The organism is Sphingomonas sp. HF-S4 (assembly GCF_032911445.1).
GTDB lineage: Bacteria > Pseudomonadota > Alphaproteobacteria > Sphingomonadales > Sphingomonadaceae > Sphingomonas > Sphingomonas agrestis.
The window spans coordinates 2,509,456-2,532,285 of record NZ_JAWJEJ010000001.1 but is presented as its reverse complement, the minus strand read 5'-3'; the positions used below and the strand labels follow the sequence as shown (position 1 = coordinate 2,532,285).

The following is a 22,830-nucleotide window of genomic DNA, read 5'->3' as shown; positions in this document are numbered from 1 at the left end:
TCCGGCCTCTTTTCGTTTCGGAGCCCTTGATGCGCCGCGCACTCCTTGTCCTGCCGCTTCTCTTCGCCAGCCCCGCTCTCGCCCAGACCCGTTCGGAGACCCCTGTGACCAAGCCCGCTTATCCCGAGACCCGCCGCGTCGATGTCGTCGAGGAGCAGTTCGGCGTGAAGGTGGCGGATCCGTATCGCTGGCTCGAGAACGACGTCCGCAACGACAAGGAAGTCGCGGGCTGGGTCGCCGCGCAGAACCAGGTGACCGACGCCTATCTGGCGACGCTGCCCGGCCGTGCCTTGTTCGCCGAGCGGATCAAGGCGCTGTTCAACTACGAGCGCTTCGGCGCGCCGCAGAAGAAGGGCGGGCGCTATTTCTACGCGCATAACGAAGGGCTGCAGAACCAGGCGGTGCTGTGGGTGCGCGATACGCTCGAGGGCAAGGGCCGCGTGCTGATCGATCCCAATGGCTGGTCGAAGGACGGCGCGACCGCGCTGGCCGAATGGCTGCCCTCGGAGGACGGCACCAAGCTGGCGTATTCGATCCAGGACGGCGGGACCGACTGGCGGACGATCAAGGTGATCGACACCGCGACCGGCAAGGAGACCGGCGACGAAGTCAGCTGGGCCAAGTACACGATGGGGCTGAGCTGGGCCAAGGACGGCAGCGGTTTCTTCTATTCGCGCTATCCCGAGCCGCCCGCCGAGTCCAAGTTCCAGGCGCTGAGCGACAATCACAAGGTGTTCTTCCACAAGCTCGGCACCCCGCAGACCCAGGACCGCCTGGTCTATGCGACGCCCGACAACCCCAAGCTCAGCCATTATGCCGGGATCACCGACGACGGCCGCTATCTCGTCATCGGCACCAGCGAGGGGACCGACAACAAGAACCTCGTCCACATCGTCGACCTGACCGACCCCAAATGGGAGTCGAAGACGATCATCGGCAAGCTCGAGAACGACTGGTCGGCGATCGGCAACAAGGGCAGCGTGTTCTACTTCTCGACCAATGCCGGCGCGCCGCGCGACCGGATCGTCTCGATCGATATCGCCGACCCCAGGCTGACGCCGAAGGAGATCGTCGGCGAGCAGCAGGAGACGCTGGCGGGCGCCTCGATCGTCGGCGAGCGGCTGATCCTCAACTATATGGTCGACGCCAAGACCGAGGTGCGCCGCTACACGCTGGACGGCAAGGCCGACGGCAAGGTGGCGCTGCCCGGGATCGGCACCGCGAGCGGCTTCGGCGGCGAGATCGACGATCCCGAGACCTTCTTCGCCTTCACCAGCTTCAACTATCCGACGACGATCTTCCGATATGACGTGGCGACCGGCAAGGCGACGCCCTGGGCGCAGCCCAAGGTCGCCTTCGATCCCAGCCAGTACAAGGTCGAGCAGCGCTTCTACGCCTCTAAGGACGGTACCAAGGTGCCGATGTTCGTGGTGCGCAAGGCGACCACCACTGGCCCGGCGCCGACCCTGCTGTGGGGCTATGGCGGGTTCAACGTGCCCTATACGCCGGCCTTCTCGGCGGCGCGGGTGGCGTGGATGGAGCAGGGCGGGGTGTTCGTCCTCGCCAACATCCGCGGCGGCGGCGAATATGGCAAGGCGTGGCACGATGGCGGGCGGCTGGCGAACAAGCAGAACGTGTTCGACGACTTCATCGGCGCGGGCGAGTATCTGATCAGGGAAGGCATCACCGGCAAGGACCAGCTCGCGATCCAGGGCGGATCGAATGGCGGGCTGCTGGTCGGCGCGGTGGTCAACCAGCGTCCCGACCTGTTCGCCGCGGCGCTGCCCGCGGTGGGCGTGATGGACATGCTGCGCTTCGACCGCTGGACCGCGGGGCGCTATTGGGTCGACGATTACGGCTATCCCTCGAAGGAAGCCGACTTCAAGCGGCTCTACGCCTATTCGCCGTATCACAATGTGAAGGGCGGCAAGCCGTATCCGGCGATCCTAGTGACTACCGCCGACACCGACGACCGCGTCGTGCCCGGTCACAGCTTCAAATATACCGCGGCGCTTCAGGCGGCCGACATCGGCGACAAGCCGCACCTCGCCCGGATCGAGACGCGCGCCGGGCACGGATCGGGCAAGCCGACCGACAAGATCATCGAGGAAGCCGCGGACCTCTATGCGTTCGCGGCGAAGTGGACCGGGCTGGAAGTGAAGGCGCGGTAAGACCGGACACGCCGCGGCGATTATCTTGGCGTCGGAAGCGCAGGTCGAATCCGAGCCGGACGCTGGGCGGCCGTAGCAGGGGGGGTCTGGTCGCGGATCAGGAACGGTGGGATCGTCAACTTCCGATTCTTGCCGCCGGCGACCTTCCAAGGTGGCGGTTTATCTTCGCACCCGGCGTGCCGTTTCCTCCAAAATGGAACATTTTCTTCACGATACTGCCAGAACCATGTTGCGATCGTTGTTCGCCGCTAGCTAGTCTTGCGCCATCGGAGCCGCGGGGGCGTCTCCGGAATGGGGGTATTTGGGATGGGGATTGTCCGAAGGACCGCCTTGGCGGTCGGCGTCGTGCTGTTCGCCGCGGCGCCGGCGGCGGCGCAGGAGCGCTCCGCGACTCGCAGCGGGTTCGAGCTGCCGGCCCATAGCGGCAAGCGCATTCTCGTGTTCCGGCCCTCGGTCAGCGTGGGCGCGCAATCGACCGGGGGGATGTTCGAGCCCAATGGCGACTGGACCGAGAAGGCGAAGCGCAACATCCAGCTCTCGCTCGAGCGGTTGCAGGGGCGGCTGGGCAACAGCGTAGTCGTCGCGCCCGAGGCCTATGGCGAGGATGCGCAGCGCGTGCAGGAGCATATGGCGCTGTTCGCCGCGGTCTCGCAGGCGGTGATCGAATACCAGTTCTTCAAGGGCAACCGGCTGCCCACCAAGAAGCGTGACAACAAGAACCAGGTGTTCGACTGGTCGCTCGGCGCGGGGGTGGCGACGCTGCCGGGCGCGCAGGACGCCGATTACGGGCTCTTCGTCTACAATCGCGATGCCTATGGCTCGACCGGGCGGAAGATCCTCCAGGTGCTTGCGCTGCTGGGGCCGGGGATCGCGGTCAAGTCGGGCGAGCATGCGGGCTATGCCGGGCTGGTAGACCTGCGGACCGGCGACCTGCTGTGGCTCAACGCCGACGGGGCGATGGGCGGTGACGTGCGCGACGAGGAGGGCTCCGAAAAGCGCGTCCGCCAGCTCCTCGAGGATTTCCCCGGCGGCGACATCAAGCAGGACTCCTGACCGTGCGGCAGGCCGCGAGGCTGCTCGCGGGGGCGCTGCTGGCGCCGAGCGCGGCGCTGGCGGCTGCGCAGAAGGCCGCCGTGCCGCCGCCTTATGCCGGAGTCTATCAGCCGCAGGGCGTCGACGAGATCGGGTGGTGGCGCGAGGACGACGAAAGCGAGCGGGTGCTCGCCGCGTCGTCGCTGGTGATCCGCGACGAGGCGCTGACGGGCTATATCCGCGGGGTGCTGTGCGCGACCGTGGGAGCCGATCGTTGCCACTCGGTCCGCGTCTATGTGCTGCGCGAGCCGACCTTCAACGCCACCATGTCGCCCAACGGGACGATGCGGGTGTTCAGCGGGCTGCTGCTGCGCGTGCGCAACGAGGCCGAACTGGGCGCGGTGCTGGGGCACGAGTTCGGGCATTTCGAGCGGCGGCACTCGCTCAACCTGTTCCGGACCCGCCGCACCGGCACCGACGTGCTCGCCTGGACCGGGCTGCTCGTCAGCATGGCGCCGAGCTATCGCGCGGCGCGGGCGTATCGCGATCTGCAATGGTCGATCTATGGGCACCTGTTCCGCTATGGGCGCGACCAGGAGCGCGAGGCGGATTCGCTGGGGGTCGGCTATCTCAACCAGAGCAGCCTGCCGCCCCAGGCGGCCGCGGCGATGTGGCAGAACCTGATGGACGAGGCCGCGGCGTCGGCAAGGGCGCGGGGGCTCCGGAAACCCAATTTCAAGGCGATCGCGTTCACGGCATCCCATCCGCCGCTCGCCGAGCGGGCGGACACGCTGGCGGGGCTGGCGCGGATCGATGGGGAAGGGCGCGACAACGGCTCGGCGCGGTACCACGCGGCGCTGGCGCCGTGGCTGCCGCTGCTGCTCGACGACCAGATCAAGCTCAACGATTTCGGGGCGAGCGACTATCTGATCCAGAACCTGGCGCGCGACGGGTGGAGCGCGGACCTGTGGCTGGCGCGGGGCGAACTGTATCGCGCGCGGGGCAATCCGCGCGACGTCGAACATGCCGCGGCCTTCTACGCCAATGCGATCGCGCTGAACGACGCGCTCGCGCCCGCGCATCGCGGGCTGGGACTGGCGCTGCTCAAGAGCGGCAAGCCCGGCGACGGGCACGCCGCGCTGCGACGCTATCTGCAACTGAGTCCCGATGCGCCGGACGCGAAATTGATCGGGATGCTGGTTCCTGGGGGGAATGCACCATGACGAGGATTTGGGCGGCGCTGCTGGCGCTGGTGGCGATGCTGGCGCTCCCGGTGGCGCCGGCGAGCGGGCACAAGCTGCGCGCGAAGGGCGAGGCGGTGACGGTGGCCGATTCGGGGCTCACCGTGACGCCGGGGCGCGACTGGAACCGGGTGAGCGGCAAGCCCGGCAAGAATGCCGAGACCTGGACGCTCGACGGCGGGCAATTGAACGACCTGACCTTCTTCGGCGGGATCGAACCGGGCAAGCCGCTGGTCAAGGAGCGGCACAAGAAGAAGGACCCGCTGCCCAAGTTCGGCAAGGCGACGTTGCTGGTCGAGCTGCCCGAGCTGCTGGAGGGCACCTATCGCGCGTACAAGAAGATCGGCGCGTTCCAGACGCTGTCGACCGCGCCTACCAAGTTCCTCGGCCAGGACGGCGTGGCCTTCACCTATGAATATACCGACGAGGACCAGATCACCCGGAAGGGCGAGGCCGTGGCGGCGATCGTCGGCGGCAAGCTCTACATGGTCAGCTTCGATGCGCCGCGGCTGCACTATTTCGACCGGGCGATCGGCGACGTCCGCGCGCTGGTGGCGACGGCGCGGCTGTAGGCGCCGCGCGCGCAATAACCGCCGCCACGCCCTTCCCATGCCGGCCGCATCTGCTATGCGCGCTGGGCATGGAACATCATGCCGATTCAATCCTGATCGTCGATTTCGGGAGCCAGGTGACCCAGCTGATTGCGCGCCGCGTGCGCGAGGCCGGGGTCTATAGCGAGATCGCCCCCTTCAACGCCGCCGCCGAGGCGTTCGCGCGGATGCAGCCCAAGGGGATCATCCTCTCCGGCTCGCCTGCATCGGTGCTCGACGAAGGCGCGCCGCAGGTGCCGCAGGTGATCTGGGATTCGGGCCTGCCGGTGATGGGCATCTGCTATGGCCAGCAGACGATGATGCAGCAGCTCGGCGGCAATGTCGCATTGGGCGACAGCGGCGAGTTCGGGCTGGCGTTCATCGACATCGCCGAGGAATGCGAGCTGTTCGACGGGCTGTGGAAGCCCGGCGAGAAGCACCAGGTGTGGATGAGCCACGGCGACAAGGTCACCGACCTGGCCGACGGCTTCCGCGTAGTGGCGTCGAGCCCCGGCGCGCCGTTCGCGGTGATCGCCAACGATGCGAAGCGCTATTACGCGATGCAGTTCCACCCCGAAGTGGTCCACACACCCGACGGCGCGCGGCTGCTTGCCAATTTCGTCCGCCACGTCTGCGGGTTGCAGGGCGACTGGACGATGGCCGAGTTCCGCGCGACCAAGATCGCGGAGATCCGCAAGCAGGTTGGCGACGGCCGCGTGATCTGCGGACTTTCGGGTGGAGTCGACAGCGCCGTGGCGGCGGTGCTGATCCACGAGGCGATCGGCAGCCAGCTGACCTGCGTGTTCGTCGATCACGGGCTGATGCGCAGCGGCGAGGCCGACCAGGTCGTGTCGCTGTTCCGCGGGCATTATAACATCCCGCTCGTCCATGTGAACGCCGAGACGCTGTTCATGAGCGGCCTGGCCGGCGTCACCGACCCCGAGGCCAAGCGGAAGTTCATCGGCAAGACCTTCATCGAAGTGTTCGAGGAAGAGGCGAAGAAGATCGGCGGGGCCGATTTCCTGGCGCAGGGCACGCTCTACCCGGACGTGATCGAGAGCGTCAGCTTCACCGGCGGCCCGAGCGTTACGATCAAGAGCCACCACAATGTCGGCGGGCTTCCCGAGCGGATGAACATGAAGCTCGTCGAGCCGCTGCGCGAGCTGTTCAAGGACGAGGTCCGCGCGCTCGGCCGCGAGCTCGGGCTGCCCGACATCTTCGTCGGCCGCCACCCGTTCCCCGGGCCTGGCCTGGCGATCCGCATCCCGGGAGAAGTGACCAAGGAGCGGTGCGACATCCTGCGGAAAGCCGATGCGATCTATCTCGAGGAGATCCGCAACGCCGGGCTCTACGACGCGATCTGGCAGGCGTTCGCCGTGCTGCTGCCGGTGCGCACCGTCGGGGTGATGGGCGATCATCGGACCTACGATTCGGTGCTGGCGCTGCGTGCGGTCACCTCGACCGACGGGATGACCGCAGTGGCGTTCCAGTTCCCCGGCGACTTCCTGCCGCGGGTGGCGACGCGGATCGTCAACGAAGTCCGCGGGATCAACCGGGTGACCTACGACTATACGTCGAAGCCGCCGGGGACGATCGAATGGGAATGATGCGGAAGCAGCGAGGCTGCGGGGCAGCCTCGCCCGCATCGTTCGGCGGCGCGAGGCGTCGCGGCGCGCGTGCCCTGCTTGCCGGCGCAGTCGCGTTGCTTGCCGGCTGCGGCGATTCGGGGGGCGAGCCCGATGCGGCGCCGTCGGTGGTGATGCTGGGCAACGAGAACGAGCTGATCGTTCCGAGGCCCGCGGTCGCGAACGTCGCCGAAGTGGCGGTGTCGGCGCTCAACTTGGCGCCCGACGGGCTGGCGCTGCGGGAGGACGTTGCCACCCGCCCGCTGCGCTTCGGCATGGCGCGCGATGCGGTGACCCAGGCGGTGGCCGGGGCGATCGGCGCTCCGATCGAGCAGGGCGACAGCCAGGAATGCGGCGCGGGTCCGCTCGCCTTTGCGAGCTTCCGCGACGGGCTCGGCCTCTATTTCCAGGACGGCAAGTTCGCGGGCTGGGACCTGGACGGACGCGACGGGGGCGGCCTGGTCACTGCCGAGGGGATCGGCATCGGATCGACGCGCAAACAGCTCGAGGCCGCGCGGAAGGCGACCGTCGAGGATTCGACTTTGGGGATCGAGTTCGCGGCGGGCGGCATCTCCGGGCTGCTCAGCATGCGCGATCCTTCGGGCGAGATCACCAATCTCTGGGCCGGGGCGACGTGCATCGCGCGCTGATCGAGCCGGCGGACGCCGGCGATGCGGCGGCAGTGGTGGCGCTGTGGCGCGCGTGCGGGCTGACGCGGCCGTGGAACGATCCCGAGGCGGATTTCGCGCTGGCGGTGGCGGGCCCGGCCTCGGTCGTGCTGGTGGCGCGCGGGGAGGGGATTTCCGGCAGCGTGATGGTCGGCTTCGATGGGCATCGCGGCTGGGTCTATTATCTCGCGGTCGCCCCCGAGCGCCGCGGCGCGGGGCTTGGGCGGGCGCTGATGGCGGCGGCGGAAGCGTGGCTCCTTGGGAAAGGGGCGCCCAAGCTCCAGCTTATGGTGCGCGACGACAATGAAGCCGCGCTAGGGTTTTACGAGGCGCTGGGGCTGGAGCGGCAGAAAGTCGTGGTTCTGGGGCGGTTTCTGGGGGAGGGTGAGGCCTCTCCCCTTTAGGAATATCGGGTCGGGGGTGGGGCCTGTCCTCGGGCGCTGGGCTCGTGAGACCGACACGCCCCACCCCAACCCCTCCCCTGAAGGGGAGGGGCTTTTTGCGGGAACTCGGTGGAGACCGGCCGGTTGGTTGCGCATGCTTCACCATGTCTCGCTCGGCACTGCGGATCTGGATCGAGCGCGTGCCTTTTATGATCCGGTGATGCGCGAGCTCGGGCTGCGCCGCACGCTCGATGTGGACGAGGCAGTGGGGTACGGCGCGGGGATCACGGTTTTCAGCCTCAACCTGCCGGCGGACGGCGCGCCTGCTTCGCCGGGAAACGGCGTGCACGTGGCGTTCGAAGTCGAGAAGCGCGCGGCGGTCGATGCGTTCTTCCGTGCGGCGCTCGCCAATGGCGGGACCAGCGATGGCGCGCCGGGGCTGCGGCCCGAATATGACGCGAACTATTATGCGGCGTTCGTGCGCGATCCCGACGGCAACAAGATCGAGGCGCTGACCTTCGTCGCGGTGTGATCGGCAAGCGGGTGCGGACGGCCGGTGGTGGTCTGCGGGCGGGCAGGCTATGGTCGGTGCACCTCGTGGGAACCCGCTATGTCGCGCGCGCAGCGCCTCCTCGATCTGATCCAGGTTCTCCGCCGACATCGACGGGCGGTTGCGGGTGCCGTTCTTGCCGAGGAACTCGGCGTGTCGCTGCGCACGCTGTATCGCGATATCGAGACCCTCAAGGCGCAGGGCGCGCACATCGAGGGCGAGGCGGGAGTCGGCTATGTGCTGCGGCCTGGCTTCATGCTGCCGCCGCTGATGTTTTCCGAGGAGGAGATCGAGGCGCTGGTGCTCGGATCGCGATGGGTTTCCGAGCGTGCCGACGGGGCATTGGGCAAGGCCGCGCGCAACGTGCTGGCGAAAATCGGCGCAGTGCTTCCCGACGACCTCAAGCGGGATATCGACACCTCGGGCTTGCTGATCGGTCCCGGCGAGCCGATCGCGGCAGGCGATGCGGAAATCGCTGCGATCCGCCAGGCGATCCGATCCGAGCGCAAGATCCGGATCGACTATGCGGACGGGCAGGGGAGTGTGAGCGCGCGCGTCGTCTGGCCGATCGCGATGGCATTTTACGATCGCGTGCGCGTGATCGTCGCCTGGTGCGAGTTGCGCGGCGACTATCGCCATTTCCGGATCGACCGGATCGCCGCGCTCGACGCGTCCGAAGAACGGTATCCCCGCCGTCGCGCCGTGATGCTCAAGCAATGGCACGCGATCCGCGGCGTCCCCGAGCAGTGACTACTGCCATAAACTGACAGTAGGGCGGCGTATCGCGCTCCTTGCCGGCACGCGATCCTGCGTGCGGCGCCCGAGGAGACTTCCATGCCCGACTTCACCTATCTGCTGCTGCACGTTGCGGACCATGCCGCCAGCGCCGCCTTGTACCACGAGCTTCTCGGCATCCCTATCGTGGCGCAGAAACCCGACATCGCCATCCTGCCGCTGCGCGACGGCGTCATGCTGGGGCTGTGGAAAAGCGACATGGCCGAGCCGCAGGGCACCGGGCAGTCGGGCGCGAGCGAAGTCGCGTTCGCGGTTGCCGATGCAGCAGCGGTCGAGGCGGCGCATCTTGCCTGGCAGCAGCGCGGCCTGCCGATCCTCCAGGCGCCCACCCAGATGAGCTTCGGCACCACCTTCCTCGCGGTGGATCCCGATGGCCACCGTCTGCGCGTGTTCGCGCCGATGCCGGCTTGAACCGCGCGTCCGGGGTGGCCTTGGTGTCGGGCCACCCCGATCGCGACGGCGACCGGCTGCTTTTCGCGTGCGGGATGGCTAAAGCGGGGCGCAACCAACATTGGGGATTCGCATGACCGTCACGATGTACGGCATCAAGAATTGCGACACGATCAAGAAGGCGCGGAGCTGGCTCGACGAGCACGGCATCGCGTATGATTTCCACGACTACAAGGCGGTGGGGATCGACGCCGCGCGGCTGGCGCGGTGGATCGCGGCGGAGGGGTGGGAGACCGTCCTCAACCGCGCCGGGACCACGTTCCGGAAGCTTCCCGATGCCGACAAGGCCGGGCTCGACGCCGACAAGGCGGCCGCGCTGATGCTGGCGCAACCCTCGATGATCAAGCGCCCGGTGCTCGACCATCCCGGCGGGATCCTGATCGGGTTCAAGCCCGATCTCTACGCCCGCGCCTTGCTCTGAAGGCCATAGCCGGGTCGTTCGATTTGCGGTACGTTCCTTCCAACCAATGCAGGCATGGGAGGGATGCGTGGCAACCTATCTTCGGCAGCGGCCGCCGGGCTGGTTCATCGCAGTCGCGGTCGTGCTGGTGCTGTGGGGGTTGCTGGGGTGCGCCGCCTTCTACATGCACGTGACGCTGGGGGCAGCGATGGACCCCGCGGCGACCGACTGGGACCGCGCCTATTACGCCGCGCTGCCGGGCTGGTTCGATCCGGTCTATGCCGCGGCGGTGGGCGGCGGGCTGCTCGGGTCGATCGCTTTGCTGCTCCGCTCGAAATTCGCCTCGCTGCTCTACATCGTCTCGCTCGTCGCGGTGATCGTCCAGTTCGGCTATGTCTTCCTCGGCACCGACATGATCGCGCACAAGGGGGCGGCGATCACGCTGCCGTTCCCGCTGTTCATCGCCGCAGTGGCAGTGTTCCAGCTCTGGCTGACCCAGTTCGCCGGGCGGCGCGGCTGGATCCACTGAGCGCGGCGTCGCTGGCGTAGCGCTTCGCGAGCGACTAGAGACGCGCAATGTCCACCTACACGCTCGACACCGGCACCAGCCGGGCCAATCCCACGCCCGCGCCGATGAAGCGGCTGACCGTCCCCGCGATCCGCAACCGCAAGGGCAAGGATCCGGTGGTGATGCTCACCGCCTACACCACGCGGATGGCGCAGCTGCTCGATCCGCATTGCGACGTGCTGCTGGTCGGCGACAGCCTGGGCCAGGTGATCTACGGGCTGCCCTCGACGCTGCCGGTGACACTCGACATGATGATCGCGCACGGGGCGGCAGTGGTGCGCGGGAGCTGGCATTCGGTGGTGATCGTCGACCTGCCGTTCGGCAGCTATGAGGCGAGCCCCGAGCGCGCGTTCGAATCGGCGGCGCGGGTGATGGCCGAAACCGGCGCGGCGGGGGTGAAGCTCGAGGGCGGCACCGCGATGGCGCCGGTGGTCGAGTTCCTCACCCGGCGCGGCATCCCGGTGATGGGGCATATCGGGCTGACCCCACAGGCAGTGAACGCGCTCGGCGGCTATGGCGCGCGCGGGCGCAGCAATGCCGAACATGCCAGCATCCTCGACGATGCGCGCGCGATCGCCGATGCCGGGGCGTTCGGGATCGTCGCCGAGGGCGTGGTCGAGCAGCTCGCCAACGAAATCACCGCGGCGGTGAGCGTGCCGGTGATCGGCATCGGTGCGTCGGCGCAGTGCGACGGGCAAGTGCTGGTGACCGAGGACATGCTCGGGCTGTTCGAGCGCACCCCGCGCTTCGTCAAGCGCTACGACGATCTGGCTGGCCGCATTTCCGCCGCGGTTGAGACCTATGCCGCGCAAGTCCGGTCGCGGGACTTTCCCAGCGCCGATCAGGTCTATCCCGCGCGCGACTGAGGCAGTAGCAGCAATCTTTCCTTAAGCAGGGCGCGCGGCTAAGGTCCGGCGCCCGCACCCATCCCACGGAGTCACCCTTGGCGCTTCCTCCCGGTACTACTGACGAAGCCTTTCTGCGCGAAGTCGATGAGGAATATCGCCGCGAGCAGGCGACGCAGATCTTCCGCCGCTATGGCCGGTGGATCATCGGCGCGGTCGTCCTCGGCCTCGCCGCGCTCGGCGGCTGGCTCTATTGGCAGCATCACCAGGCGAGCAAGGCCGGCGCGCAGGGTGAGACCTATGACGCCGCGATGCGCGCCGCCGAGCAGGGCCAGGCCGACAAGGCGATCCCCGAGCTCGACAAGGTCGCCAAGGACGGCGGCGAGGGCTATGCCGCGATGGCGCGGATCGCGCAGGGCAATCTGCTGCTCCAGAAGAACGATGCCAAGGGCGCCGCGGCCAAGTTCGCCGAAGTCGCGAACAACGCCAGGTTCGAGCAGCCCTATCGCGACCTCGCGCTCGTCCGCCAGACGGTCGCCGAATATGACGGCCTCAAGCCCCAGGTCGTGATCGATCGGCTGAAGGGCCTGACCAATCCCAATTCGCCCTGGCTGGGCACCGCCGGCGAGCTCGTCGCCGCGGCGTATCTCAAGGCCGGCAACCGCGCCGAGGCCGGAAGGCTCTATGGGCAGATCGCACAGGGTGGCGAGAAGGTGCCCGAATCGATCCGTCAACGCGCGGTTCAGCTGGCGGGCGTACTCGGTGTCGACGCCATCGATCAGTCGAAGGATATCAAGGCCCAATGAACAACAAGCTGAGGGTGACTGCCGCTCTCGCGGCGCTCGCGATGGTGAGCGGCTGCGGAGTCTTCAAAGGCGGCGGCAAGAAGACCCCCGTGCTCGGCGAGCGCGTGCCGATCCTGGTCTCGGAAAGCGACGTCACGGCGGACAAGTCGCTCGCGGCGGTCGACGTGCTGCTGCCCGAGGCGGCGGCGAACGACGGCTGGCGCCAGCCCGGCGGCAACGCGGCCAAGTCGATGGGGCATCTCGCCTTGGGCGCGAGCCTGTCGCGCGCCTGGACCAAGGACATCGCCAAGCCTTCGAAGAAGGAGCGGCTGGCCGCTTCGCCGGTGGTCTCGGAGAACAAGCTGTTCGTGATCGACACCGGCGGCGTGGTCCATGCGCTCTCCGCCGATACCGGCGCCGAGCTGTGGCGTGCCAGCACCGCCGAGGGGACCGACAATAAGGGCGTGCGCTTCGGCGGCGGCGTCAGCGTCGAGGGCGAGCGCGCCTTCGCGACCAATGGCCTGGGCGACGTCGTCGCGCTCAACGTCGCCGACGGCAGCGTGGTGTGGCGCAAGCGTCCCGGCGGGCCGCTGCGCGGTTCGCCGAGCCTTGCCAACGGCAATGTCTATGTCGTGACGCAGGACAACCAGCTCTTCGCGCTCACCCAGGAGACCGGCGAGATCGGCTGGACCGTCTCGGCGAGCCTCGAGACGCAGGGCGTGTTCGGCGTCGCGGCGCCGGCCTCGGCGCAGGGCACCGTGGTCGCGGGCTTCTCGTCGGGCGAGCTCAACGCCTATCGCTACGAGAACGGCCGCTCGCTGTGGGACGTGGTGCTTTCGCGCACGTCGATGTCGACCTCGGTGTCGTCGCTGTCGGACATCGATGCCGAGCCGGTGATCGACCAGGGCCGCGTCTATGCGATCGGGCAGGGCGGCCGGATGGTCGCGATGGACATCGCCAGCGGCAATCCGCTGTGGGAGCAGACCATCGCCGGCATCTCGACGCCGTGGGCGGCGGGCGAGTGGCTGTTCGTCGTCACCGACGATGCGCGCCTGCTCGCGATCGCGCGCGGCACCGGCAAGATCCGCTGGATGTCGCAGCTGCGCCGATTCAAGAACGAGAAGAAGTCTAAGGGCCCGATCGCCTGGGTCGGCCCGGTGCTGGCCGGCGGCAAGCTGGTGCTCGGCAACAGCGAGGGCGAGATCGTCTTCGCCTCGCCGACCGACGGCAGCGTGACTTCGACGATGGACGTCAAGGAGCCGATCACGCTCCCGCTGACGGTGGCCAACAACACGCTCTACGTGCTCGACGACAAGGGCAAGCTGAGCGCGTATCGCTGAGCCGTCATCCCGGCGAACGCCGGGATCTCAGGCGAAGGCGCGATACGGCAGGAGATCCCGGTGTTCGCCGGGATGACGGATACGATCGAAGCGGGCGGGGCTCGATGCCCCGTCCGCTACTTTGTTTCCGGCCGCCATTGAGTCTATGAGGCGCGCAGACGCGCGCACCCACCCCCAGCCCCTCCCTTTCAGGGAGGGGAGTGAGTTTTCCTTATGCCTCTTCCCACCGTCGCGATCATCGGACGTCCGAATGTCGGCAAGTCGACGCTGTTCAACCGGCTGGTGGGCAAGCGGCTCGCGCTGGTCGACGACCAGCCCGGCGTGACGCGCGACCGCCGCGAGGGCGAGGCGAACCTGCTCGGGCTCGAATTCCGGGTGATGGATACCGCCGGATATGAGGACGAGGACGCCGCGACGCTCCCCGGCCGGATGCGCGCGCAGACCGAGGCCGCGGTGCGCGAGGCCGACGTCTCGCTGTTCCTGATCGATTCGCGCGCCGGCGTCACGCCGCTCGACGAGGAGATCGCCCGCTGGCTGCGCAGCACCAACCGCCCGGTGGTGCTGATGGCGAACAAGGCCGAGGGCAAGGCCGGCGAGGCGGGCATCCTCGAGGCGATGGCATTGGGGCTGGGCGATCCGATCCCCTTCTCGGCCGAGCATGGCGAAGGCGTGGTCGATTTGTTCGAGGCGCTGCTCCCGCATGTCGAGCGCGACGAGGAGGACGAAGCCGAGGATGAGGACGAGGACGCGCCCGATGCGCCGCTCAAGCTGGCGATCGTCGGGCGTCCGAACGCAGGCAAGTCCACCCTGGTCAACCGGCTGCTCGGCGAAGACCGGATGATCACCGGCCCCGAGGCCGGTATCACGCGCGATTCGATCTCGGTCGATTGGGAGTGGGAGGATTTCGAGGGCGTGAGCCGGAAAGTCCGGCTGATCGACACCGCTGGGCTGCGGAAGAAGGCGCGCGTCGAGGAGAAGCTCGAAAAGCTCTCGGTGATGGACACGCTGCGCGCGATCGACTTCGCCGAAGTCGTGGTGCTGCTGCTCGATGCGACGCGCGGGCTGGAGGTTCAGGACCTCAAGATCGCCGATCGCTCGCTTCAGGAAGGCCGCGCGCTGATCATCGTGATGAACAAGTGGGACGTCGCCGAAGACGCCTCCAGCCTGTTCAACGGGGTCAAGAAGGCGCTCGACGAGGGGCTCGCGCAGGTCAAGGGCGTGCCGCTGCTCACCGTCTCGGCGGTGACCGGCAAGGGGCTCGACACGATGATGAAGGTCGCGTTCGAGACGCGCGAGGCGTGGTCGCGCCGCGTCTCGACCGGGCAGCTTAACCGCTGGTTCGAGCGTGCGATCGAGGCGAACCCGCCGCCTGCGCCCGGCGGCAAGCGGATCAAGCCGCGCTACATCACCCAGAACAAGTCGCGTCCGCCCAGCTTCGTGCTGTTCGGCACGCGCGTCGACCTGCTGCCGATGAGCTACCAGCGCTATCTGATCAACGGGCTTCGGAAGGAGTTCGATTTCGGCGCGGTACCGGTGCGGTTGAGCCTGCGCGCGCCCAAGAACCCGTTCGACCGCGACAAGAACGGATAGTCGCTACGGCCCTATTCGACTTGCTTGCGTCTAGAATTGCTTCCGGAAACGCCACAGACGCATCTATCAACGCCCTGTTTACGTTCGACGCCTATCATCGCCGGAGTACCTGTGGGGGGTACTTAGTGGGGTGTGCACGTGACGATTGCCAATGATCCGCTGGTCAACTGGGACAGCTTCCAGCAGGCGCGCTCGGAGCTGGGTGCCAATTTCGTCCGCATTCTGGGCTATTTCCGCGAGGACGGGATCAAGTCGGTCGATCGCATTGAGGATGCGATGCGCAGCCAGAATGCGACCGCGATGGTGATCCCCGCACACACGCTCAAGGGCGAGGCGCGCCAGTTCGGCGCCGATCCGCTGTCCGACGTGGCCGAGACGATCGAGATGATCGCGCGCGGCTGCATCGAGCGCCGCGAGACGCCGACCGAGGCGCTCGAGCATGTCGTAAAGCTGCGCCCGCTGTTCGAGACCACGCTCGACATGCTGGAGCGCGAAGCCAACCCGCTGGTGGCGCGCAAGCCCGTCGCTGCGTTCGGGCGGCGGCCGGTCCTTTAAGCGTCATCCGGCGAAAGCCGGAGGGGCTGCACCTCAACCCATTCGTTTCGAGCGAAGTCGAGAAACAGCCGCGAGCGTTGGGCAGCGTTTCTCGACTTCGCTCGAAACGAACGGGGTTTGGTAGCCCCCGTCCTTGCCGTCAGCTCGCTTCTTCGGCCTTGCTGTTGAGCTGGATGTAATTCTCGAGCCCCATCCGCGCGATCATGTCGAACTGGCGCTCGAGCGTGTCGATATGCTCTTCCTCGCTTTCGAGGATCCAGCGGAACAGGTCGCGGCTGACATAGTCGCGCACGGTCTCGCAATGCGCGATCGCGTCGCGCAGCACGGCGACTGCCTCGACTTCGACCGCGAGGTCGGCGCGCAGGATCTCTTCGACGGTCTCGCCGATGCGCAGCCGTCCGAGCAGCTGGAAGTTGGGCAGGCCTTCGAGGAACAGGATGCGCTCCGCCACCTTGTCGGCGTGCTTCATCTCGTCGATCGATTCGTGGCGCTCGTGTTCGGCGAGCTTCTTGACGCCCCAATTGTCGAGCAGGCGATAGTGCAACCAATATTGGTTGATCGCCGTGAGCTCGTTCTTGAGCACCTCGTTCAGATATTCGAGGACTTTTGCGTCGCCCTTCATGACCGTCATTCCCTAATCATTGTCAGGGAGGCCCATAGCGCACAAAACAAGCGCGGAAAACCGCAGAAATCCGCGGTTTTTCAGTTGATAACGTTACGCAGCCGCACGTTCGTTATTGATAATCTCACGCGCGAACGGAACGCACTGGCCGCACTTCGGGCTGCGGCCGAGCGCGCGATAGGCCTGGCAGGCGCTGGTGGCGCCGTCGCGCGCCGCGGCGCGGACATCCTGTTCCCGGATAGCATTGCAAACGCAGACGACCATCGCACCCTCTCGCTTCCAGAGGAGACTTACGGATACTGCGAGCGATTCGCAAGGGTATTGCGAGGCATTCGCACTTATACGGAGGCGGGGCCGCGCAGTGGCTGGAGCCGTCCGCGCGCCAGGCTGCGCCAGAGCCATTCGAACGGGCCGAATCGGAAGCGCGCGAGCCACGGCTTCGACCAGAGCAGCATCGCTGTCCAGAGCGCGGCGACGACGAGGTAGAGCTGCCAGCGGGAAAGGTGCCCGTACCAGCCCAGGCCATAGCCGTAGAATAGCGTCGTACAGACCAGGCTGGTCAGCAGATAGTTGGTGAACGCCATCCGTCCCGCCGCGGAGAGCCGATCGGTCAGCGCGCCGCCGGGCCGGGCGAGCAGCAGGATCACGCAGATCCATCCGGCGATCATCAGCGGACGGACGGGCACCGTGAGCGTCCAGGCGCCCAGCGCGACCGGGAACAGCTCGAACCGGGTGAATATGAGCCACATCGCGATCGCGGCCTCTACGGGCAGCGCGATACCCCAACAGGCGCGGAGCCAGCGGCGGTAGCGCTCGCGCGGCCATTCGCCCCGCAGCATGCCGCTGCGCAGCGCCGCCATGCCGAACAGCATGTAGGCGAGCGTCTCGGGGCCGTAGAGCCACAGCATGGTCAGCGGCATGGTGGCATATTCGGCGAAGCGGGCGCGGAACAGCGCGGCATAGCCGCCGCGATGGAGTGCCAGTTCGCGCGCGATCTCCGCGGCGGAGGGCACGCCGAAGGTTCGGTTGAGTGCCTCGATCGCCTGTCCGTGGAAGACGGCGGCAGGAATCGTGGCCGACAGCACCGTTGTCGCGGCGATCAGCAACCCGCCTAGCACCAGCATTCGCCCGACCGGCAAATCGCGCAGGCCGAATGCCAGCATCCCCACCAGCGCATAATGCGCGAGGATGTCGCCCTTCCATATCAGCCAGAGGTGCGCGAGCCCGAACGCCAGCAGCCATCCCATCCGGCGATAATGGATCGAGGCGGCGTCCTCGCCTTTCGCCTCGGCGCGGTCGATCACCAGCAGCATCGACGCGCCGAACAGGAACGAGAACAGCCCGCGCATCTTGCCGTCGAACAGCACGAAATTGACTGCCCACACCGCAAGATCGGCGCCGCGCCAGCCGCCATAGGCGCGCGGATTGACATAGGCCGCCTCGGGCATGGCGAAGCTGACGATGTTGAGCAGCAGGATGCCGAGCACCGCGACGCCGCGCACCACGTCGAGCGCGGCAAGGCGGGCGTGCGGGGGCGGGGCGGTGTCCATGCGGCTGGCTACAGCCAGCTAGCGGTCTGCTCCAGCGTCTTCTTGTCGAGCGCAGTGGCCGGGATCGTTGCATCGGCGCTCGGATGCCCGGCGACGATCACCATCAGCGGCTTCTCATGCTCGGGGCGACGGCACACCCGGTTGAGGAAACGCATCGGACTGGGGGTGTGGACCAGAGTCGCGACGCCCGCCTGGTGCAGCGTCGCGAGCAGCAGTCCGCAGGCGATGCCGACGCTCTCGGTGACGTAATAATTCTGCTTGAGGTTATCAGGGTCGGGACCGCCGCGGCGCTGGGCGAATACCACGATCAGCCAGGGCGCGACCTCGAGATAGGGCTTGTCGGCGCCGGTGCCGAGCGGCCAGAGCGCGTCGAGCCATTCGCTCCCGGCGCGACCGTTGTAGAAAGCGCGCTCCTCTTCCTCGGCGGCGACGCGGATCGCGCACTTGGCTTCGTCCGACGAAACCACCGCGAAGTGCCACGGCTGGCGATTGGCGCCGCTGGGGGCCGATCCGGCCGCGGCGAGCGCCGCCTCGATCACGTCTCGCGGCACCCGGGCCTCGCTGAACATTCGGCAGCTGCGACGCGAGGACATGGCATCGCTGAACGCGCGCGCGCGCACGACGCGCTCGCCATCGGTCAGGGGCGGATAGGGCCGCCAGGGAAGCGCATCGCGATGCGGCATATTCGATACTATGCACACATCCTGATTAAGGAACAGTCAACTATTTTGCGGAACTGTCCGATTTTCCTTTCGGATCATCAGCTTGAGCGCGGACCATGTCATATCGACCGCGCAAACTTTAATATCGACCAGCCCGCGCGGCAGCGCGACCTCGCGGATGACGTCCTCGGTGATGTCGGTATCGAGCTTGGCCGCCTTTTTGGGCCAGGACACCCAGAGAAAGCCGTTGGGCGCCATCAGCGGCTGCAGTGCGGCGAGCTCGCGCTTGAGCCGGGCACGCTCGGTGACGAAGAGGTGGACGCATTGCAGCCCGTCCGACGCGGTCGGCTGCTCCTCGATCCCCGCGCCCTCGGGATCGATCTGCGCGCGCACGCTCTCGGGCATGTTGTGGAACCAGCAGCGCATGCCGCGCTTGAGCCCCAGCTTGGCGGCGAGCGGCGTGTCGGAATAGCCTGCGGTCATCGAGCACCTCCGGCCGGGCAGCTTAGCTGCTATTGGCGGAGGGGGAAGGGGTTTGCGAAGCGCGGGCTCCCTCCCCCCTTTGGGGAGAGGGCCGGGGAGAGGGGCGGTGTGTCCTGATTCGGAAGCAGAGCGCCGTGACGCTGGCGTCCTGCCCCTCTCCCAACCCTCTCCCCAAGGGGGAGAGGGCTTTTATCTGGCTACGCCAGCGCGGCGTCCGCGCCCATCAGCGTGGGGAAGAAGCCTTCGTGCGCGGTGCGCAGGTCGGCGAGCGACACCGTCCAGTCGCCTTCGTCGAGCTCGAAGATGATGCGGTCCTTGATCGTGCGGCCGAGCGGGTCGGCGGGGACGTCGGCCTTGTGCGCGGCGACCATGAAGTCGGCGAGGCACGAATCGCAGACGGTGACGAGGTAGAGCCCCTGGTCCTCGCCGAACAGCGAGCCGGCGATGCCGAAGGGCTGGGGCTCGTTGACCAGCACGCCGATGTCCGACGCCAACGCCATCTCGGCGAGCGCCACTGCCATGCCGCCGTCGGAGACATCGTGGCATGCGGTGATCGCGCCCGCGGCGATCTGGGCGCGGATGAAGTCGCCGGTGCGGCGCTCGGCGGCGAGGTCGACGGGCGGGGGCGGGCCGTCCTCGCGGCCGTGGAGCTCGCGCAGCCAGATCGACTGGCCGAGATCGCCGCCGCGCTCGCCGATCGCGAGCACGGTGTCGCCGACGCCCTTGAACGCGATCGTGCAACTCTTCGACCAGTCGGCGAGCAGGCCGAGCCCGCCGATCGCGGGGGTGGGAAGGATCGCCGAGCCGCCGCCGGTCGCCTTGGACTCGTTGTAGAGCGAGACGTTGCCCGAGACGATCGGGAAGTCGAGCGCGACGCACGCTTCCGACATGCCTTCGAGGCAGCCGACGATCTGGCCCATGATCTCCGGGCGCTGCGGGTTCGCGAAGTTGAGGCAGTTGGTCACTGCGAGCGGATTGGCGCCGACCGCGGTGAGGTTGCGCCATGCCTCAGCGACGGCCTGGCGGCCGCCTTCGACCGGATCGGCGAAGCAATAGCGCGGGGTGCAATCGGTGGTGATCGCGAGGCCCTTGGCGGTGCCGTGGACGCGGACCACCGCGGCGTCGCCGCCCGGTCGCTGGACGGTGTCGGCGCCGACTTGGGTGTCGTATTGCTCCCAGATCCAGCGGCGGCTGGCGATGTCGGGCGAGCCCATCAGCTTGACGAGGTCGGCGGCGGGATCCTGGCTCTCGGGCACGTCGGTGAGCGGCGCGCGCTTGGGCGTCGGCACATGCGGACGATCGTAGAGCGGCGCTTCGTCGGCGAGCGGGGCGAGCGGAATGTCGGCGACGGTTTCGCCCTTCCACTTGAGCACCATTCGGCCGGTATCGGTGACATGGCCGATCACGGCGAAATCGAGTTCCCACTTCTGGAAGATCGCCTTGGCGAAATCCTCGCGGCCGGGCTTCAAGACCATGAGCATGCGCTCCTGGCTCTCGCTCAGCATCATCTCGTACGGCGTCATCCCGGCTTCGCGCTGGGGGACATCGTCCATGACCAGCTCGATGCCGACGCCGCCCTTCGACGCCATCTCGACCGAGGAGGAAGTGAGGCCCGCGGCGCCCATGTCCTGGATCGCGACGATCGCGTCGCTGGCCATCAGTTCGAGGCACGCTTCGATCAGCAGCTTCTCGGTGAAGGGGTCGCCTACCTGGACGGTAGGGCGCTTCTCTTCCGAATCCTCGCCGAAATCGGCCGAGGCCATCGTCGCACCGTGGATGCCGTCACGGCCGGTCTTCGAGCCGACATAGACGATCGGATTGCCGACGCCCGACGCGGCCGAATAGAAGATCTTGTCGGTCTGCGCGACGCCGACGGTCATCGCGTTGACGAGGATGTTGCCGTCATAGGCCGGGTGGAAATTGACTTCGCCGCCGACCGTGGGGACGCCGACGCAATTGCCGTAGCCGCCGATGCCGTGGACCACGCCGGCGATGAGGTGGCGCATCTTGGGATGGTCGGGGCGGCCGAAGCGCAGCGCGTTGAGGTTGGCGACCGGGCGCGCGCCCATCGTGAACACGTCGCGCAGGATCCCGCCGACGCCGGTCGCGGCACCCTGATACGGCTCGATGTACGACGGATGGTTATGGCTCTCCATCTTGAAGATAGCCGCCTGGCCGTCGCCGATATCGACGACCCCGGCGTTCTCGCCCGGACCGCAGATCACCTGGGGGCCGGTGGTGGGGAGCTTCTTCAAATGGACGCGGCTGGATTTGTAGCTGCAATGCTCGGACCACATCACCGAAAAGATCCCAAGCTCGGTGAGGTTGGGCTCGCGCCCCATCGCGTGGAGGACGCGCTCATATTCCTCGGGGGACAGGCCGTGCTCGGCGACGATCTCGGGCGTGATCTGAGTCATGGGCGCAGCCCTTAGCGGGGGCGCATCGGTTCGTCACCCCGGTGCGTCAGCCCAAATTGCCCCATCAATAACCCGCACCCCTGAAGGAGAGGAGCTTAGAAGGGCTTGCGGATCTTCCTGAACAGCCCGCCGCCGGCCATCGGCTCGAACAGGTCCTCCGGATTTTCGGGATCGAGCACTTCGTTATCGGCGAGCCATTTGGTGACGTCGCCGAGATCGGGAGTCTCGTAGGGGCGTAGCGTGCGGCCCTGGCGGTGGCGGAGCAGCTCGATCGCGGCGATCAGCGAGCCCTTGTCGGCGATCGTCCGGGCGATCTCCTCGGCGTCGCAGCCGAGATGCTCGGCGAGCAGATCGTCGCGGATCGCGGCGATCTGGGTGCACAGTGCGTCGCCGGGCTCGGCGCATTCGATCGTCACGTCGCATTCGGTGTCGAGGCGGAGCGAGCGATTGTTGAAGTTCGACGAGCCGACGCGCAGCACGGTGTCGTCGACCACGAACACCTTGGCGTGGACGTAGATGGCCGCGCCGCCGGCGGTGAATGGGTGGTAGATGCGCAGCCGGCCGTGCGTGTCGCGCTTGCGCAGCGCCTCGACCAGGCGGGCGCGGGCGGTATCCATCGCGACCTGCTCGAGCCAGCCATCGGCCTCTTGCGGATTGACGATGACGATCTCGGGGCCGTCGGGCTCGTCGAGCCGGCGCGCGATCGCCTCGGCGATACGGCGCGAGGCGAAATACTGGCTCTCGGCGTAGATCGTCCGCTTCGCGCGCGCGATCAGATCGAGATAGAGCTGCTCGATCTCGTGGATCGCCGCTTCGCCCTGCATCTCGGGCTGGGTGCGCGAGATTGCGGCGGGGACGTCGGTGAAATGGGGCGTGAGGCAATCCGGCCAGCATGCCTCGACATGGGGCGGCGGTGCGATCGGCTTGCCGCCTGCCAGTGCCCAGCGCTCGCGGCAGAGTTCGCCGAGCGCGCGGGCGATCGGTCCCTGGAGCGCAGTGGTGGCGTCGTGCCACGGCATGTAGCGCGACCCGTCGGGATCGACGCGGCGCGGCTCATCGTCGTGGTGGGCGCGGGTGTCCCAACGGCCGCGGGTCATGTCGATGCCGCCGCAAAAGGCCAGGCAATCGTCGATCACCACGATCTTCTGGTGATGCGACGCGCCGTGGGGGTGATGGCTGTCGAGCTTGGGATGGATGCGCGGGTGGAGCGTCCAGCGCGCGATCGTCGCCAGGGTGCGCGCGTGGAGGATCGACTTGAGCCCGCCAATGTCCCAGCGCAGCAGATGCACGTTGAGCGCCGGATTGCGCCGTGCAAGCCAGGTGATGAATTCGCCGACCTCCTCGGGCGCGTCGGGCGCTTGCTCGGGCGGATCGGCGAGGCGGATGCGCGCATCGAAATCCCAGCCGATCAAAAGGATCTGGTGCTTCGCGGTGAGCATCGCATCACGCGCCGCGCGGAAATAATCTTCCGCATCGACGATGACCGACATGCGTACGGCTTGCTCGAC

Annotated in this window: 24 protein-coding genes; 17 read left to right on the top strand and 7 right to left on the bottom strand. The window is 67.4% G+C overall.

What is annotated here, in order from left to right; translation table 11 throughout:
• The first annotated feature begins 29 nt into the window (after nt 1–29).
• From RZN05_RS11460 to RZN05_RS11380, 17 genes are all read left to right on the top strand, one after another.
• Complete coding sequence (locus RZN05_RS11460; protein ID WP_317226744.1) at nt 30–2,171, top strand: prolyl oligopeptidase family serine peptidase; 2,142 nt, start codon at nt 30–32, stop codon at nt 2,169–2,171.
• Nucleotides 2,172–2,477: 306 nt separating this feature from the next.
• Nucleotides 2,478–3,224: a hypothetical protein gene (locus RZN05_RS11455; protein WP_317226743.1), complete on the top strand. Its 747-nt coding sequence runs from the start codon at nt 2,478–2,480 to the stop codon at nt 3,222–3,224.
• 2 nt (nt 3,225–3,226) lie between these two features.
• Complete coding sequence (locus RZN05_RS11450) at nt 3,227–4,426, top strand: M48 family metallopeptidase (RefSeq protein WP_317226742.1); 1,200 nt, start codon at nt 3,227–3,229, stop codon at nt 4,424–4,426.
• The gene (locus tag RZN05_RS11445; protein WP_317226741.1) at nt 4,423–5,016 is read left to right on the top strand and encodes a hypothetical protein; all 594 of its coding nucleotides are present in this window, start codon (nt 4,423–4,425) and stop codon (nt 5,014–5,016) included. Before RZN05_RS11450 ends, RZN05_RS11445 begins: the two co-directional genes overlap by 4 nt.
• Before the next feature lie 68 nt (nt 5,017–5,084).
• Nucleotides 5,085–6,641, top strand: a complete 1,557-nt coding sequence (guaA, locus tag RZN05_RS11440) for a glutamine-hydrolyzing GMP synthase (RefSeq protein WP_317226740.1) — start codon at nt 5,085–5,087, stop codon at nt 6,639–6,641.
• On the top strand, nt 6,641–7,309 hold the full coding sequence (locus RZN05_RS11435) for a hypothetical protein (protein WP_317226739.1): 669 nt from the start codon (nt 6,641–6,643) through the stop codon (nt 7,307–7,309). The genes guaA and RZN05_RS11435 overlap by 1 nt, the downstream gene beginning before the upstream one ends.
• On the top strand, nt 7,294–7,731 hold the full coding sequence (locus tag RZN05_RS11430; RefSeq protein ID WP_317226738.1) for a GNAT family acetyltransferase: 438 nt from the start codon (nt 7,294–7,296) through the stop codon (nt 7,729–7,731). Before RZN05_RS11435 ends, RZN05_RS11430 begins: the two co-directional genes overlap by 16 nt.
• A gap of 133 nt (nt 7,732–7,864) precedes the next feature.
• Nucleotides 7,865–8,242 carry a VOC family protein gene (locus tag RZN05_RS11425; protein ID WP_317226737.1) on the top strand — a complete coding sequence of 126 codons (378 nt, stop codon included), beginning with the start codon at nt 7,865–7,867 and terminating at the stop codon, nt 8,240–8,242.
• A gap of 78 nt (nt 8,243–8,320) precedes the next feature.
• Entirely contained in the window at nt 8,321–9,010 is a 690-nt protein-coding gene (locus tag RZN05_RS11420) for a helix-turn-helix transcriptional regulator (protein ID WP_317226736.1), read from the top strand.
• A gap of 84 nt (nt 9,011–9,094) precedes the next feature.
• The gene (locus RZN05_RS11415; RefSeq protein WP_317226735.1) at nt 9,095–9,466 is read left to right on the top strand and encodes a VOC family protein; all 372 of its coding nucleotides are present in this window, start codon (nt 9,095–9,097) and stop codon (nt 9,464–9,466) included.
• A gap of 112 nt (nt 9,467–9,578) precedes the next feature.
• Complete coding sequence (locus RZN05_RS11410; RefSeq protein ID WP_317226734.1) at nt 9,579–9,926, top strand: ArsC family reductase; 348 nt, start codon at nt 9,579–9,581, stop codon at nt 9,924–9,926.
• A gap of 67 nt (nt 9,927–9,993) precedes the next feature.
• On the top strand, nt 9,994–10,434 hold the full coding sequence (locus RZN05_RS11405) for a hypothetical protein (protein WP_317226733.1): 441 nt from the start codon (nt 9,994–9,996) through the stop codon (nt 10,432–10,434).
• A 47-nt stretch (nt 10,435–10,481) separates the two neighbouring features.
• Complete coding sequence (gene panB / locus RZN05_RS11400) at nt 10,482–11,339, top strand: 3-methyl-2-oxobutanoate hydroxymethyltransferase (RefSeq protein ID WP_317226732.1); 858 nt, start codon at nt 10,482–10,484, stop codon at nt 11,337–11,339.
• A gap of 77 nt (nt 11,340–11,416) precedes the next feature.
• Complete coding sequence (locus RZN05_RS11395) at nt 11,417–12,124, top strand: tetratricopeptide repeat protein (RefSeq protein ID WP_317226731.1); 708 nt, start codon at nt 11,417–11,419, stop codon at nt 12,122–12,124.
• Nucleotides 12,121–13,443 (top strand): outer membrane protein assembly factor BamB family protein, encoded by a 1,323-nt coding sequence (locus RZN05_RS11390; RefSeq protein WP_317226730.1) that lies wholly within the window; start codon nt 12,121–12,123, stop codon nt 13,441–13,443. Before RZN05_RS11395 ends, RZN05_RS11390 begins: the two co-directional genes overlap by 4 nt.
• A 213-nt stretch (nt 13,444–13,656) precedes the next feature.
• Nucleotides 13,657–15,033 (top strand): ribosome biogenesis GTPase Der, encoded by a 1,377-nt coding sequence (gene der, locus RZN05_RS11385; RefSeq protein WP_317226729.1) that lies wholly within the window; start codon nt 13,657–13,659, stop codon nt 15,031–15,033.
• Between the two features lie 138 nt (nt 15,034–15,171).
• Nucleotides 15,172–15,588 (top strand): Hpt domain-containing protein, encoded by a 417-nt coding sequence (locus RZN05_RS11380; RefSeq protein ID WP_394804802.1) that lies wholly within the window; start codon nt 15,172–15,174, stop codon nt 15,586–15,588.
• A 139-nt stretch (nt 15,589–15,727) separates the two neighbouring features.
• On the opposite strand, the gene bfr is transcribed toward RZN05_RS11380, so the two are convergent.
• The 7 genes from bfr to RZN05_RS11345 all read right to left on the bottom strand — a co-directional run bounded on the left by bfr (nt 15,728) and on the right by RZN05_RS11345 (nt 22,812).
• Nucleotides 15,728–16,210 (bottom strand): bacterioferritin, encoded by a 483-nt coding sequence (gene bfr / locus RZN05_RS11375; protein ID WP_317226727.1) that lies wholly within the window; start codon nt 16,208–16,210, stop codon nt 15,728–15,730.
• Between the two features lie 93 nt (nt 16,211–16,303).
• Nucleotides 16,304–16,474, bottom strand: coding sequence for a (2Fe-2S)-binding protein (locus tag RZN05_RS11370; protein WP_317226726.1), 171 nt, complete (start codon nt 16,472–16,474; stop codon nt 16,304–16,306).
• A 74-nt stretch (nt 16,475–16,548) separates the two neighbouring features.
• Nucleotides 16,549–17,760, bottom strand: coding sequence for a DUF418 domain-containing protein (locus RZN05_RS11365; protein WP_317226725.1), 1,212 nt, complete (start codon nt 17,758–17,760; stop codon nt 16,549–16,551).
• Between the two features lie 8 nt (nt 17,761–17,768).
• Nucleotides 17,769–18,443 carry a nitroreductase family protein gene (locus RZN05_RS11360; protein ID WP_317226724.1) on the bottom strand — a complete coding sequence of 225 codons (675 nt, stop codon included), beginning with the start codon at nt 18,441–18,443 and terminating at the stop codon, nt 17,769–17,771.
• Nucleotides 18,444–18,479: 36 nt separating this feature from the next.
• Nucleotides 18,480–18,905: a hypothetical protein gene (locus RZN05_RS11355; protein WP_317226723.1), complete on the bottom strand. Its 426-nt coding sequence runs from the start codon at nt 18,903–18,905 to the stop codon at nt 18,480–18,482.
• Nucleotides 18,906–19,102: 197 nt separating this feature from the next.
• Nucleotides 19,103–21,322: a phosphoribosylformylglycinamidine synthase subunit PurL gene (gene purL / locus RZN05_RS11350; protein ID WP_317226722.1), complete on the bottom strand. Its 2,220-nt coding sequence runs from the start codon at nt 21,320–21,322 to the stop codon at nt 19,103–19,105.
• Nucleotides 21,323–21,417: 95 nt separating this feature from the next.
• A complete protein-coding gene (locus RZN05_RS11345) occupies nt 21,418–22,812 on the bottom strand; it encodes a phospholipase D-like domain-containing protein (RefSeq protein WP_317227611.1) in 1,395 nt (464 codons plus the stop codon).
• Nucleotides 22,813–22,830 lie beyond the last annotated feature (18 nt).